The organism is Streptomyces sp. NPDC016309 (genome assembly GCF_043077235.1).
Lineage (GTDB): Bacteria > Actinomycetota > Actinomycetes > Streptomycetales > Streptomycetaceae > Streptomyces.
The window spans coordinates 338,208-351,633 of sequence record NZ_JBIBSG010000009.1 but is presented as its reverse complement, the minus strand read 5'-3'; the positions used below and the strand labels follow the sequence as shown (position 1 = coordinate 351,633).

Annotated in this window: 12 protein-coding genes; 7 read left to right on the top strand and 5 right to left on the bottom strand. The window is 74.2% G+C overall.

What is annotated here, in order from left to right:
* Positions 1-66: 66 nt before the first annotated feature.
* A complete protein-coding gene (locus tag ACF068_RS24120) occupies positions 67-1,029 on the bottom strand; it encodes an SCO1860 family LAETG-anchored protein (protein WP_392276351.1) in 963 nt (320 codons plus the stop codon).
* A 334-nt stretch (positions 1,030-1,363) separates the two neighbouring features.
* Between ACF068_RS24120 and ACF068_RS24115 the strand changes: the two genes are divergently transcribed.
* Positions 1,364-3,412 carry a penicillin acylase family protein gene (locus ACF068_RS24115; protein WP_392276350.1) on the top strand — a complete coding sequence of 683 codons (2,049 nt, stop codon included), beginning with the start codon at positions 1,364-1,366 and terminating at the stop codon, positions 3,410-3,412.
* Entirely contained in the window at positions 3,399-3,986 is a 588-nt protein-coding gene (locus tag ACF068_RS24110) for a GNAT family N-acetyltransferase (protein ID WP_392276349.1), read from the top strand. The genes ACF068_RS24115 and ACF068_RS24110 overlap by 14 nt, the downstream gene beginning before the upstream one ends.
* 102 nt (positions 3,987-4,088) lie before the next feature.
* Here ACF068_RS24110 and ACF068_RS24105 read toward each other — a convergent pair whose 3' ends face one another.
* The gene (locus tag ACF068_RS24105) at positions 4,089-5,174 is read right to left on the bottom strand and encodes an amidohydrolase family protein (RefSeq protein ID WP_392276348.1); all 1,086 of its coding nucleotides are present in this window, start codon (positions 5,172-5,174) and stop codon (positions 4,089-4,091) included.
* Positions 5,175-5,266: 92 nt separating this feature from the next.
* On the opposite strand from ACF068_RS24105, the gene ACF068_RS24100 reads away from it, so the two are divergent.
* On the top strand, positions 5,267-6,370 hold the full coding sequence (locus tag ACF068_RS24100) for a pyridoxal-phosphate-dependent aminotransferase family protein (RefSeq protein WP_392276429.1): 1,104 nt from the start codon (positions 5,267-5,269) through the stop codon (positions 6,368-6,370).
* A gap of 65 nt (positions 6,371-6,435) precedes the next feature.
* On the opposite strand, the gene ACF068_RS24095 is transcribed toward ACF068_RS24100, so the two are convergent.
* A complete protein-coding gene (locus tag ACF068_RS24095) occupies positions 6,436-7,479 on the bottom strand; it encodes a LysR family transcriptional regulator (RefSeq protein ID WP_392276347.1) in 1,044 nt (347 codons plus the stop codon).
* Positions 7,480-8,131: 652 nt separating this feature from the next.
* Here ACF068_RS24095 and ectA point away from each other — a divergent pair.
* From ectA to thpD, 4 genes are all read left to right on the top strand, one after another.
* Positions 8,132-8,677, top strand: coding sequence for a diaminobutyrate acetyltransferase (gene ectA / locus ACF068_RS24090; RefSeq protein ID WP_392276346.1), 546 nt, complete (start codon positions 8,132-8,134; stop codon positions 8,675-8,677).
* A 184-nt stretch (positions 8,678-8,861) separates the two neighbouring features.
* Positions 8,862-10,130, top strand: coding sequence for a diaminobutyrate--2-oxoglutarate transaminase (ectB, locus tag ACF068_RS24085; RefSeq protein WP_392276345.1), 1,269 nt, complete (start codon positions 8,862-8,864; stop codon positions 10,128-10,130).
* 32 nt (positions 10,131-10,162) lie between these two features.
* On the top strand, positions 10,163-10,561 hold the full coding sequence (locus tag ACF068_RS24080; RefSeq protein WP_392276344.1) for an ectoine synthase: 399 nt from the start codon (positions 10,163-10,165) through the stop codon (positions 10,559-10,561).
* Between the two features lie 3 nt (positions 10,562-10,564).
* A complete protein-coding gene (gene thpD, locus ACF068_RS24075; RefSeq protein ID WP_392276343.1) occupies positions 10,565-11,440 on the top strand; it encodes an ectoine hydroxylase in 876 nt (291 codons plus the stop codon).
* Positions 11,441-11,555: 115 nt separating this feature from the next.
* Here thpD and ACF068_RS24070 read toward each other — a convergent pair whose 3' ends face one another.
* Together ACF068_RS24070 and ACF068_RS24065 are read right to left on the bottom strand one after the other, a co-directional pair.
* Positions 11,556-12,599 (bottom strand): aminotransferase class V-fold PLP-dependent enzyme, encoded by a 1,044-nt coding sequence (locus ACF068_RS24070; RefSeq protein WP_392276342.1) that lies wholly within the window; start codon positions 12,597-12,599, stop codon positions 11,556-11,558.
* 57 nt (positions 12,600-12,656) lie between these two features.
* Entirely contained in the window at positions 12,657-13,355 is a 699-nt protein-coding gene (locus tag ACF068_RS24065; RefSeq protein ID WP_392276341.1) for a DsbA family oxidoreductase, read from the bottom strand.
* Between the last annotated feature and the right edge of the window lie 71 nt (positions 13,356-13,426).

The following is a 13,426-nucleotide window of genomic DNA, read 5'->3' as shown; positions in this document are numbered from 1 at the left end:
CGGCACTGTCGCAAGAATGCCGGGAACGGTGCGCGGTGCCTGCCGGGAGGCACCGCGCACGCCGGGTCAGGCGCGTTCGCGGGCGGCGCGGGCGCGGCGCGTGAGGGCCGTGACGCCGGCGCCGGCGGCGAGGAGGACCAGGGAGCCGCCCGCCAGATAGGGGGTCAGGGAACCGCCCCCGGTCTCGGCGAGGCCGGACTCGACCGGGTCCGTGGCCGACTGGGCCCGTACGCCGGCGGGCTCGCCGGGCCGGGCGGGTCCGGGCGCGGCTCCGGGCGGTGCCGCCGGTGCCGCCGGTTTCGCCGGTGCCGTCGGTGCTTCACAGGTGGCCTCGGCGAGCGTCAGCTCGCCGGTGACGTCGGCGACGTTGGCCTTCAGCGGGTTGACCGACACCGTGAGGGTGAGGGCGGTGGCGGCGGCGGTGCGGGAGGTGGTCCGGGTCTCGGACAGGCGGACGGTCACCTCGCCGACGCCCTGGACGCCGACCTTGGCCGGGCTTCCGGTGGTGAGCGTGACGCGCTTGCCCAGGACGGTGACGCGGCCGAGGACGTTCGCCTCGGCGACGGGCCGCTTCCCGGCCGCGCAGAGCGCGCGGGAGGTCACTTCCTCGACCTCGATCAGCGACAGCAGCGGCAGCCCGGGGACGTGCAGCTTCGCGTGGGCGAGCCGGGTGCTCCCCTCCGCGCGGCGGTCGTCGGCCGTGGCGCGGGCGGTGGCGGCGTCGGCCGTGAGGACCCGGACCGGCCTGCCCTGCTCGACGCCGTCGAGGGTGACGGTGAGCACGGTCCTCCCCGCGCTCGCGGGCGCCCGGACGTCGTTGAGCGAGGCCGTGAGCGGGACGTCGACCGCCCCGTTCAGCAGCGACACGTCCAGGTCGGTGCGCAGGACGACCGCGCTCGCCCGGCCGGCCGCACCCCCGGTGGCGTGCGCCGGGGGCGCGGCGAGCAGGACGGGGCCGGCGGTGAGCGTCAGGGCGGCCGCCGTCGCGGCGGCGCGGCGGGCGGGCAGGCGCAAGGTGGTGCCGTTCACGGTGGTGGAACCCCCAGAGGAGACATGGCGTCGCGACGTCCACCCATGGGGAACACACGAGCGGCGCCGACGTGGGACACCGGAATCCTTACGCACGGAGAGTGAACGGGCGGAAGCCTGCCGTGAGTTCACCCCAAAGGGGGGTTTCCGTTCCCATATTCGAATCTTTCGCCACACCAGTTCGCCGGTCTCCCCACCGGCACACGATGAGGGGAAAAGCGTTCAACGACAGGCGCGGCCCGATCGTCACGGGACGTCAACATGACTCCGGATTGCTTCTGGCCGGACCGTGGCTTAAGTTAGGCCAGCCTAACCTAAAGAGATCGGGACAGAAGTGAGCATCGAGGTCTACCGGGACACCTGGGGCATCCCGCATCTCCGCGCCGCCGACGCGCACGAACTCAGCCACGCCCAGGGCCGTACCACCGCCCTGGACCGGGCCTGGCAGCTCGAGGTCGAGCGCCACCGCACGCAGGGCACGACCGCCGCCTTCCTCGGCCCCGAGGCCGTCGAATGGGACGTGTTCGTCCGCCGCGCCCGGCTGGCCGACACCGCCCGTCGCTGCTTCGAGGCGCTCGACGACCCGACCCGTACCTGGGTGTGCGCCTATGTGGACGGGGTCAACGCCGGACTCGCGGCGGGCGCCCGCCGCTCCCCCGAGTTCGCCGCCACCGGCCTGGCGCCCGGGCGGTGGGAACCGTGGACCCCGCTCGCCGTGTGGCTGTCGACGCACATCCTGTTCGCCGGGTTCCCCACCAAGCTGTGGCGCGAGCACGTCGCCCGGCGGCTCGGCGAGGAGTACGCCGATCTCTTCGCCACCGACGCCCCCGGCACCTCCGGCAGCAACGGCTGGCTGGTGACCGGCGACCGCACCGCCACCGGGGCGGCGCTCATCGCGGGCGACCCCCACCGGTTCATCGAGGCACCCGGCGTCTACCAGCAGATCCGGCTGGCCTGCCCGGAGTTCGACGTCGTCGGGCTCGCCGTCCCCGGCGTGCCGGGCCTGGCCCACTTCGGCCACACCGGCACGGTCGCCTGGGCGATCACCAACGCCATGGCCGACTACCAGGACCTCTACCGGGAACGGCTGCGGCGCACCGACGGCGGCGGGGTGGAGGCCCTGGGGCCGGACGGCTGGGCGCCCGCCCACGTCCACACCGAGACCGTCGAGGTGAAGGGCGCCGACGCGGTCGTGGTGGAGGTCGTCGAGACCGAGCGCGGCCCCGTGGTCATCGACGGCCCCGAGGGCGTCGTCAGCCTGCGCCACCCGCCGCGCGTCACCGGCCGGCTGGGCTTCGACGCCCTGCCCGCGCTGCTCGGCGCCCGCACCGTCGCCGACGTGGACCGGGCGTTCGACCCCTGGGTGGAGCCCGTCAACGTCGTCCAGGCCGCCGACACGCGCGGCGGCACCCTCCACCGGGTCGCCGGGCACGTGCCGCTGCGCCACCAGGCCAACCGGCTGCGCGTCGTCCCGGCCTGGGAACCCGGCCACGAGTGGCGCGGCGCCCACGACCCGATGCCCCGCGAACCGGTCGACGGCGTGGCGGTGATGGCGAACGCCCGCGGCATCGCCGCCCCGCTGGGCGTCGAGTTCGCCCCGCCGCACCGCGCGGACCGCATCGCCCGGCTGCTGGACGCCTCGCGGGACTGGACCGCCCCGGACATGGCGGCGGTCCACACCGACACCCACCTCGCGTCGGCCCGTCCGCTGCTCACGCTCATCGCGGCCCTGCCCGACCTGGCCCCCGCCGAGCGGGAGGTGCGCGACCGGCTGCTGTGCTGGAACCGGCGCATGACGGCCGACAGCCTGGACGCGGCGCTGTTCGCGGCCGTGCGCGGGGCGGTCGTACGCCGCCTCGCCCGGCACCCGCGCCTGGCCGTGCTGGCCGAACCGCCCGCGTACCCGGCGCTCTTCCAGCCCTGGCTGGCCCTGGTGCCGCGCGTCGCGTACGCCCTGGAGACGCTGCTGACCGGCGGGCCGGTACCGGAGGCCGACCGGCTGGCGGCGGTCCGCGGCGCCCTGGAGGAGGTCGCCGCGGCGCCCCCGGCGGAGCCCTGGGGCGCCACGCACCGCCTCGCGCCCTGGGCGGCACTGCCCGACGGCACCGACACATGGCCGGGACTGGACGGCGACCACGACTGCGTCCTGTCCACCTCCAGCGTCCCGGGCGTCACCGACCTCAGCGCCCGTGGCCCGGCCGCCCGCTACGTGTGGGACCTGGCCCGGCGCGAGGACAGCCTCTGGGTGGTGCCCCTCGGCGCCTCCGGGATCCCCGGCGACCCGCACCGGCACGACCAACTGCCCCTGTGGCTGCGGGGCGAACTCGCACCCGTCATCACCGACTGGAACCAGCTCACCGAGGAGCGGCATGACGACCACTGAGCCCCTGCCCGTGTACGAACAGGAGGTCGAGGGCTTCGGCACCGTCCGTCTCGTCCGCGTCGACCCGGAGCGCGACGCCGGGCTGATCCACGGCTGGGTCGCCGAGGAGCGGGCCCGGTTCTGGGGCATGCGGGAGACGACCGTCGAGGACGTACGGGAGATCTACGCGCACCTGGACTCGCTCACCACGCACCACGCGTTCCTGGTGTACCGCGACACCACACCCGTCGCGCTCTTCCAGACGTACGAGCCGGAGGCCGACCGGGTCGGCGAGTGCTACGAGGTGCGGCCCGGCGACATCGGCGTCCACCTCCTGCTGGCACCGGCGCGGACCCCCGAACGGGGCTTCTCCGCGCACCTCCTGACCGCGCTGACGGCGTTCGCGCTGACCGGGAAGGAGCGGATCGTGGCGGAGCCCGACGCGGCCAACGACAAGGCCGTCGCGCTGCTCGCCCGCGGCGGTTTCGTCCTGGGGCCGGAGGTGGTGCTGCCGGAGATCGTGCTGCCGGAGGTGCATCTCGCGGAGAAGCGCGCCCGGCTCGCCTTCCTCACCCGCCGGCACCCCACGGACTGACCCGCCGGGCGCGGCACGGTGGTGCGGCCGCCGGTCCCGGTGCGCCGCCCCGGGGCGGTACGGCCGTGGGCAGCGCCCCGGGGCGGCGCGGCCGCCCGTGGGTCATCCCACGACGCGGCCGTTGAGGACCACCCGGCGCGGCGCCGCCAGGACGCGGACGTCGGCGCGCGGGTCCTCGTCGTAGACGACCAGGTCGGCCGGCGCGCCCTCGTCCAGGCCGGGCCGGCCCAGCCAGGCCCTGGCCCCCCAGGAGGTGGCCGACAGGGCCTGGAGGGGCGGGATGCCGGCCGTGACGAGCTCGGCGACCTCCGCGGCGACCAGGCCGTGCGCCAGGGAGCCGCCCGCGTCGGTGCCGACGAAGACGGGGATGCCCGCGTCGAAGGCGGAGCGCACGGTGTCGTACCGGCGCTCGTGCAGCCGCCGCATGTGGTCCGCCCAGCGCGGGAACTTGGTCTCCCCGCCGGCCGCGAGCCGCGGGAACGTGGCGATGTTGACCAGCGTCGGCACGATCGCGACCCCGCGCTCGGCGAACAGCGGGATGGTGTCCTCGGTCAGGCCCGTGGCGTGTTCCACGCAGTCGATCCCGGCCTCCACGAGGTCCCGCAGCGACTCCTCGGCGAAGCAGTGGGCGGTGACACGCGCGCCCAGCCGGTGCGCCTCGGCGATGGCCGCCTCGACCTCGGCGCGCGGCCAGCACGCGCCGAGGTCGCCGGTGCCCCGGTCGAGCCAGTCGCCGACGAGCTTGACCCAGCCGTCACCGCGCCGGGCCTCCCGGCCGACGTACGCGACGAGGTCGGCGGGCTCGATCTCGTGGGCGTAGTTGCGGATGTAGCGGCGGGTCCGGGCGATGTGCCGCCCGGCACGGATGATCTTCGGCAGGTCGTCGCGGTCGTCGATCCAGCGCGTGTCGGCCGGTGACCCGGCGTCCCGGATCAGCAGTGTGCCCGCGTCCCGGTCGGTGAGCGCCTGCTTCTCGCTGGTGGCCGCGTCCACCGCGCCGTGGGCGTCGAGCCCCACGTGGCAGTGCGCGTCCACCAGACCGGGCAGCGCCCACCCCCGTACCGTCCTGACGTCACCGGCGCCGGACGGGCGGTCGTAGGTGATCCGCCCGTCGACCACCCACAGTTCGTCCCGTACGTCCTCCGGGCCGGCCAGCACCCGCCCCGTCACATGCAGCACCACGCTCATGTCCCGCACTCTACGAGGGCGCAAGTACCCTCGGCGAAGCAGTCCGTACGTGAAGAGAAGAGACCCCCGTGAGCGCCCCCGTGAGGACCCCCGTGACGCACCCCCTCCTCGATCCGGCCCCGCTGACCGCCGACCGCTTCGCGGCCATCGAACGGCGGGTGGCCGCGCTGCTGGACACCGAGCAGGACGTGGTGATCACCCAGGGCGAGGCGCTGCTGCCGCTGGAGGGCTGCATCCGCAGCGGCGCGCGGCCCGGTTCGACCGCGCTGAACGTGGTGACCGGGCCGTACGGACAGACCTTCGGCGACTGGCTGCGCGACTGCGGCGCGACGGTGGTGGACCTGGAGGTGCCGTTCCACACGGCGGTGACCGCCGAGCGGATCGCCGGGGCGCTGGAGCGGAACCCGGAGATCGACTTCGTGTCCCTGGTGCACGCCGAGGCGGCGACCGGCAACACCAACCCGGTGGCGGAGATCGGTGAGGTCGTGCGGGCGCACGGCGCGCTGTTCTACCTGGACGCGGTGGCCTCGATCGGTGCCGAGCCGGTGCTGCCGGACGCCTGGGGCGTGGACATGTGCATCATCGGCGCGCAGAAGGCGCTGGGCGGCCCGGCCGGTGTGTCGGCGGTGTCGGTCAGCCCGCGCGCCTGGGAGCGGTTCGCGGCCAACCCGGCGGCTCCGCGCCGCTCGTACCTGTCCCTGCTGGACTGGAAGGAGCGCTGGATCGACGGCGGCCGCAGGACGCTGCTGCACGCTCCCGCGAAGCTGGAGATGCTGGCGCTGGAGGCCTGCCTGGAGCGCGTCGAGGCGGAGGGCCTGGACCGGGTGATGTCCCGCCACGCGTCGGCCGCCGCGGCCACCCGCGCGGGTGTGCTCGCGCTCGGCACCGGCCTGGAGCCGTACGTGCACGAGGCGAGGGAGGCCGCCCCGGTCGCCACGACGCTGCGCACCCCGCCCGGGGTGGACGCCGCGGAGCTGGTGGCCGCCGCCCTGGCCGCCGACCCGTCCCTGCCCCTGGCGGCGGGCGGCGGGGCGCTCGCCAAGGAGATGGTCCGGGTCAACCACTACGGGGCCGACGCCGACCGGGGCGTGGTGGAGTCCTCGGTGGTGGCGCTGGGGGCCGCCCTGGCCCGGACGGCCGGCGGCCCGGTGGACCTGGACGGCGCCCGCCGGGCGGTCACCGAAGCCTGGGCGTGACCCGGTCATGACCCGGGTCGTGCCCCCGGGCGGCCCCGCCGCCGGCCCGCCCCGGCAGGCGCGGCTCACGCGGGCGTGACCGCCTCCGCCGGGGCGACCGCGCCGGACGGGGTGCCCGGCAGGCCGGTGGCCCCGGCGGCAGACGGTGCGGCGGCCACGCGCACCGGCGAGGGGCCGGGCCGGGACGGGGCCGCGACCGGGCGTACGGGCGTCGTCCGGGGCGCCGGGGCCGGGGCCGTGGCGGCGAGCGCGTCGAGCAGGGCCCGCACCGGCGGGGCGAGCGGCTGCCCGGCCGGTACGGCCAGCGAGACCGGGACCGTGAGGCCGGGCAGGGCGCGGAAGGCGATCCGGCCGGTCGGCGGCAGCGGCCCGACCGGGTAGAACACGGTCCAGGACGGCTCGGGGTGGGCGGCCAGCTCCGTGAGCGTGTCCTGGAGGGTGGTGAACGGAGGGCCCGGCGTCCAGTCCGGGAGCGCGGCCGTCACCAGGTCGTGGAAGGCCGGGTTGGCGGCGCGCGGGGCGAGCCGCAGCGGCAGCCGCGCCAGCCGGTCCAGACTCGGCGGCTCGTCGTCGGCGAGGCCGAGCGCCGCCGCGTGGGAGGCGGGCAGGGCGGCGATCAGCGGGTCGGCCCACAGCGGGTGCAGGACCACGCCGTCGGCGCGCCGCACGGTGCGTACGAGGGCGGCGTCGAACGTACCGGAGCGTACGGCCGCGAGGCGGGCCTCCTGGGGCGCCCGCTCCAGCCGGACGCGCAGCCCCGGGCGGCGGGCCGCCAGGGTGTCGAGGGCGCGGTAGACGCGGTCGGCGAACGCCCGGGTGGTGCCGAGCCGCACCAGGCCCTCGGTGCCGGCGGTGATCCCCGTGGCGGTGTCGCGGACCCGGGCGGCCGCGGCCAGCGCGGCGCGGGCCTCGGGCAGCAGCCGCTCGCCGGCTGCGGTGAGCCGTAGGTGCCGGGTGGAGCGGTCGAACAGCCGCAGCCCCAGTTCCCGTTCCAGCCGGGCGATCTCCCGGCTCACCTCGGCCTGGACGATGTGCAGCCGCTCCGCCGCCCGGCCGAAGCCCAGCTCCTCGGCGACCGCGACGAAGTACTCCAGCTGACGCAGCTCCACTCCTGCCCCCACTCATCACCGTTGATGATCACTGTCCCCGTCAACCGCTTCCTGGTCGCCCGTTCTTCCCGGCATGTACGTGTTTCCGGCGCGGACCCGGCGTCGAAACACAGGTACGGGCGAGGAGGCCGGAATGACTCACACGGTGGTGCGGGAGAGCGTGGCGGAGACGGTGGAGCCGCCGTCGGGGGCGGACCTGCCGGCGGTGATCACGCCCGGGGGTGGAGCGGTTCGGGTACTTGCGGGCGCCCGGGCGGATCGCGCGCGGCGAGGCCGCCCCGGAGAGGCTCCCGGCCGTGCGGGAACGATATGACGTCCACGTGACAGAAATACAGAACCGGCGTTGAATACTCGAATACGGCGAGGGTTTTATGGAGGGTGTCTTCCCGGACTCTCCTGCCCCGTATCCCCGAGGCTAAACACAAGGATTTCATAAGGACCCCACGGGCCATTCGGGCACCCGTCAAGCCACCTGTCCTGGTGTGATCGACTCCACATGGAGCCCGTTTTGACCGTGTATATCCGGGCAAAACGCGGCGATCGGCGGGCAGCTCACCCATGGACTCGCGCCCGCGCGATAACACAGGCCGGACGCTCACCCAACCCCTCACCCCGATGCAATTTCAGGAATTGCTGGGTAAGTTCAATCCGCATGACCGCCGCACAAGCAGACCTTGCAGGTGCCCGAAACGAATTCCACCGACCGGCCGCACCGGCCATCGGTATAGACACTCCCGGAGTGGAGGACGGAGCCGCGATATGGCGCATCGCCCGCGACTCCGAGGTCCTGGACCTCAACTCCTCGTACAGCTATCTGCTGTGGTGCCGTGACTTCGCCGCCACGTCCCTCGTGGCGCGCGACGCCGACGGGGAGCCGATCGCCTTCGTCACGGGGTACATCAGGCCGCAGCGGCCGCGGACGCTCGTCGTCTGGCAGGTCGCGGTCGACCGGGCGCACCGGGGCCGCGGGCTGGCCGGTGTGCTGCTGGACGCGCTGACCGCGCGCGTGGCCGGGCAGGGCGTCGACACCGTGGAGACCACCATCACCCCGGACAACACCGCCTCCGACCGGCTCTTCACCTCGTACGCGGAGCGCCGGGGCGCGTCCGTGACGCGCGAGGTCCTCTTCGACGGGGCGCTGTTCCCCGAGGGGACGCACGAGCCCGAGGTGCTGTACCGCATCGGCCCGATCGCCTGACGCCCCGGGGCCCGGGGCGGCCGGGAACCCGGCCGCCCGCCCGCGGCCCCCGCCCGACCACCCGCCCGGACCACCCGCCCGGACCCGTCGCCGGAACACCGCCGCACCGCCGCACCGCGGCCGTACGCCGCCGGAAAAGCCGCCATAAACGTCTGAGACACCCCCACCGAGGAGACGAACCGCCGTGACCATCACCCCGCCCGCCCTGAGTGTCTTCGAGACCCTCGAGTCGGAGGTGCGCAGCTACTGCCGCGGCTGGCCCGCCGTGTTCGACCGCGCGCAGGGCGCACGCCTCACCGACGAGGACGGCCACACCTACCTCGACTTCTTCGCCGGCGCCGGCTCGCTCAACTACGGCCACAACAACCCGGTGCTGAAACGCGCGCTGCTCGACTACCTCGAGCGGGACGGCATCACCCACGGCCTGGACATGGCGACGACCGCGAAGCGCGCGTTCCTGGAGTCGTTCCAGAACGTGATCCTGCGTCCGCGCGACCTGCCGTACAAGGTGATGTTCCCCGGCCCGACCGGCACCAACGCCGTCGAGGCCGCGCTGAAGCTGGCCCGGAAGGTGAAGGGGCGCGAGTCGATCGTGTCGTTCACCAACGCCTTCCACGGCATGTCCCTCGGCTCGCTCGCCGTCACCGGCAACGCCTTCAAGCGCGCCGGGGCGGGCATCCCGCTGGTGCACGGCACGCCGATGCCGTTCGACAACTACCTCGACGGCCGGGTGCCGGACTTCCTGTGGTTCGAGCGGCTTCTGGAGGACCAGGGTTCCGGCCTCAACAAGCCGGCCGCCGTGATCGTGGAGACCGTACAGGGCGAGGGCGGCATCAACGTCGCCCGGCCCGAGTGGCTGCGCGCGCTGCGCGAGCTGTGCGACCGCCAGGACATGCTGCTGATCGTCGACGACATCCAGATGGGCTGCGGCCGCACCGGCGCCTTCTTCTCGTTCGAGGAGGCGGGCATCACCCCGGACATCGTGACCCTGTCGAAGTCCATCAGCGGGTACGGGCTGCCGATGTCGCTGTGCCTGTTCATGCCGGAGCTCGACGTGTGGGGCCCGGGTGAGCACAACGGCACCTTCCGCGGCAACAACCCGGCGTTCGTCACCGCCACCGCCGCGCTGGACACCTACTGGGCCGACGGCCAGATGGAGAAGCAGACCATCGCACGCGGCGAGCAGGTCGAGCAGGCGCTGCTGGCCATCTGCGACGAGAACTCCGCCTACGGCGCCCACTTCCGGGGCCGTGGCCTGGTGTGGGGCATGGAGTTCACCGACAAGTCCCGCGCCGCCGCCGTCTGCGCCCGCGCCTTCGAGCTCGGGCTGCTGGTGGAGACCTCCGGCCCGCGGAGCGAGGTCGTCAAGCTGCTCCCGCCGCTGACGATCACGCCCGACGAGCTGGACGAGGGGCTGCGGACGCTGGCCCGCGCGGTCCGCGAGACCGCCTGAACCCCACCCGTACGAAAGGAAGTTGCACCACCGTGATCGTCCGATCGTTCAAGGACATCGAGAACACCGAGCGCCATGTCAAGGCGGCCTCCGGCACCTGGGAGTCCAAGCGCATCGTGCTCGCCAAGGAGAAGGTCGGCTTCTCGCTCCACGAGACCGTGCTGTACGCCGGGACCGAGACGTCCATGTGGTACGCCAACCACATCGAGGCCGTGCTGTGCGTCGAGGGCGAGGCGGAACTGACCGACGACGAGACGGGCGAGACGCACTGGATCGAGCCGGGCACCATGTACCTGCTCGACGGCCACGAGCGCCACACCCTGCGCCCCAAGACCGACTTCCGGTGCGTGTGCGTGTTCAACCCCCCTGTCACCGGGCGGGAGGACCACGACGAGAACGGTGTCTACCCGCTGCTCACCGAGGAGGGCTGAACCATGACGATGACCACGACCCTGAAGGACCTGTACCCGACCCGAGGCGCGTCCGAGGTCGTCACGCCCCGGCAGGACCCGGTCGTCTGGGGTCCGCTCACCCCGGAGCTGGAGTCGTTCGAGCGGGACGGCTTCCTCGCCGTCGACCAGCTCATCACGGACGACGAGGTCGCCGTGTACCGCGCCGAGCTGGACCGGCTGGTCGGCGACCCGGCCGTCCGGGCGGACGAGCGCTCGATCATCGAGCCGAAGTCGCAGGACGTGCGGTCGGTCTTCGAGGTCCACCGCATCAGCGACGTCTTCGCCGAGCTGGTGCGCGACGAGCGCGTGGTGGGCCGGGCCCGCGAGATCCTCGGCTCGGACGTGTACGTCCACCAGTCGCGGATCAACGTGAAGCCGGGCTTCGGCGCGTCGGGCTTCTACTGGCACTCGGACTTCGAGACCTGGCACGCGGAGGACGGGCTGCCGCGGATGCGCACGGTGTCCGTGTCGATCGCGCTGACCGAGAACCTCGACACCAACGGCGGCCTGATGATCATGCCGGGGTCGCACCGGACGTTCCTCGGCTGCGCCGGTGAGACGCCGAAGGACAACTACAAGAAGTCGCTCCAGATGCAGGACGCGGGCACGCCCTCGGACAAGGCGCTGACCGAGCTCGCGGACGCCCACGGCATCCGGCTCTTCACCGGCCGGGCGGGCTCGGCGACCTGGTTCGACTGCAACGCCATGCACGGCTCGGGCGACAACATCACGCCCTACCCGCGCAGCAACGTCTTCATCGTGTTCAACAGCGTGGAGAACACGGCGGTGGAGCCGTTCGCGGCCCCGATCCGGCGCCCGGAGTTCATCGGCGCGAGGGACTTCACCCCGGTGCGGTGACACATCCGGGCGGTGACGCCGGTCGCGGGCACCTGCCCGGGCGGTGACGCGCCGGGCGTACGGGCGGAGGGGCGGGACCCGGGTGGGGTCCCGCCCCTCGCCGTGCCGGGCGGGGTCAGGACAGGACGTCCAGGGCCCGGTCCACGTCGGCGGCCGAGTTGTAGAGGTGGAAGGCGGCGCGGAGGTTGCCCGCCCGGGCCGAGACGACGACGCCCGCCGCCGCCAGCTCGGCGTGGCGGGTGCCCAGGCCCGGGACGGCGACGACGGCCGAGTCGCCGGGCACCGGGTGGTGGCCGAGGCGGACCAGACCGTCCCGGAAGCGCGCGGCGAGCGCCGTGGCGTGGGCGTGCGCGGCGTCGACGCCGATCTCCTCCAGCAGCGCCAGCGACTGCTCGGCGCCGTGGTAGGGCAGGAAGGCGGGCGGCTCGTCGAAACGACGTGCGGAGCCGGCGAGCCGGACGGCGGGGCCGTACGGGTCGTCGAGGTCCTCGGCCGCGAACCAGCCGGCGTGGATCGGGACCAGGGACTCCTGGGCCTCCTCGGTGACCGTGAGGAACGACACCCCGCGCGGGCACATCAGGAACTTGAACGCCCCGGTCACGGTGTAGTCGTACGCCCCCGCGTCCAGCGGCAGCCACCCGGCCGACTGGGTCGCGTCGAGCAGCGTGCGGGCCCCGTGGGCCGCCGCCGCCTCCCGTACCGCCGCCATGTCGGCGACGCGGCCGTCGGCCGACTGGACGGACGAGAAGGCGACGAGCGCCGTGCCGGGCCGTACCGCGCCGGCCAGGTCCTCCAGCGGCACGAACCGTGCCTTGAGGTCCCCCCGTACCGTGAACGGCGTGATCAGCGAACCGAAGTCGCCCTCCACGAACAGCACCTCCGCGCCGGCCGGCAGCGAGTTGGCGATCAGGCCGACGTGGACGGCGACCGAGCTGCCCACGGCGACCCGGCCCTCGCCGGTCCCCACCAGCCGCGCGAACGCGCGCCGCGCCCCGTCGACGGCGCCGAAGCTGCCGGACCCGCCGGCCGTCCCGGCGGCGAGCGCCTCCGCCAGCGCCGTCACGGCGGCCACGGTCCGGCGGGGCAGCAGCCCGCAGCGGGAGGTGTTCAGGTACGTCTGCGCGGGCGCGAACTCGCCGCCGCCGAGAGGAGTTTCCATCCCCCTACCCTCGGCCGCGCGTCGCGCCCGGTCAATCACGCGCCGCTGACGCGGACCTCACACCGCGCAGGTGCCGTCCGCGTCGCAGGCCGGCGCCGCCGCGCCGGCCGACTGGACGGCCCGGCCCTGCCAGGCCTGTTCCAGGGCCTGGGTGAAGACCTCGGCGGGCCGGCCGCCGGACACGCCGTAGCGGCGGTCCAGGACGAAGAAGGGCACACCGGTGGCGCCCAGTTCGGCCGCCTCGCGCTCGTCGGCGCGTACGTCCTCGGAGTAGGCGTCCTCGTCGGCCAGCACGGCCCGCACCTCGTCCTCCGCGAGCCCGGCCTCGACGCCCAGCGCCACCAGCACCTCGGGGTCGAAGACGGACCGCTCCTCGGCGAAGTTCGCCCGGTAGGCGAGGTCCAGGAGGGCGTCCTGCCGGCCGCGCGCCTTGGCGAGGTGCAGCAGCCGGTGGATGTCGAAGGTGCTGCCGTGGTCCCGCCCCTCGGTGCGGTACTCCAGCCCCTCGGAGCGCGCGTTGGCGGCGACGTGCTCCTCCATCGCCCGCGCCTCCTCGCGCGTCCGGCCGTACTTCCGGGCCAGCATGTCGAGGACCGGCGCGGTGTCGCCCTTGGCCCGTCCCGGGTCGAGCTCGAAGGAGCGGTGCACCACCTCGACCTCGTCCCGGTGGGCGAAGGCCGCGAGGCCCTGCTCGAAGCGCGCCTTCCCGATGTAGCACCAGGGGCAGGCGATGTCGCTCCAGATCTCGACGCGCATGTGTCCGTTCTCTCCAGGTCGTGGGGCCGGGCGGTGCGGAGGCCTCCTCCGCTCAGCCCCTCAACCGCCGG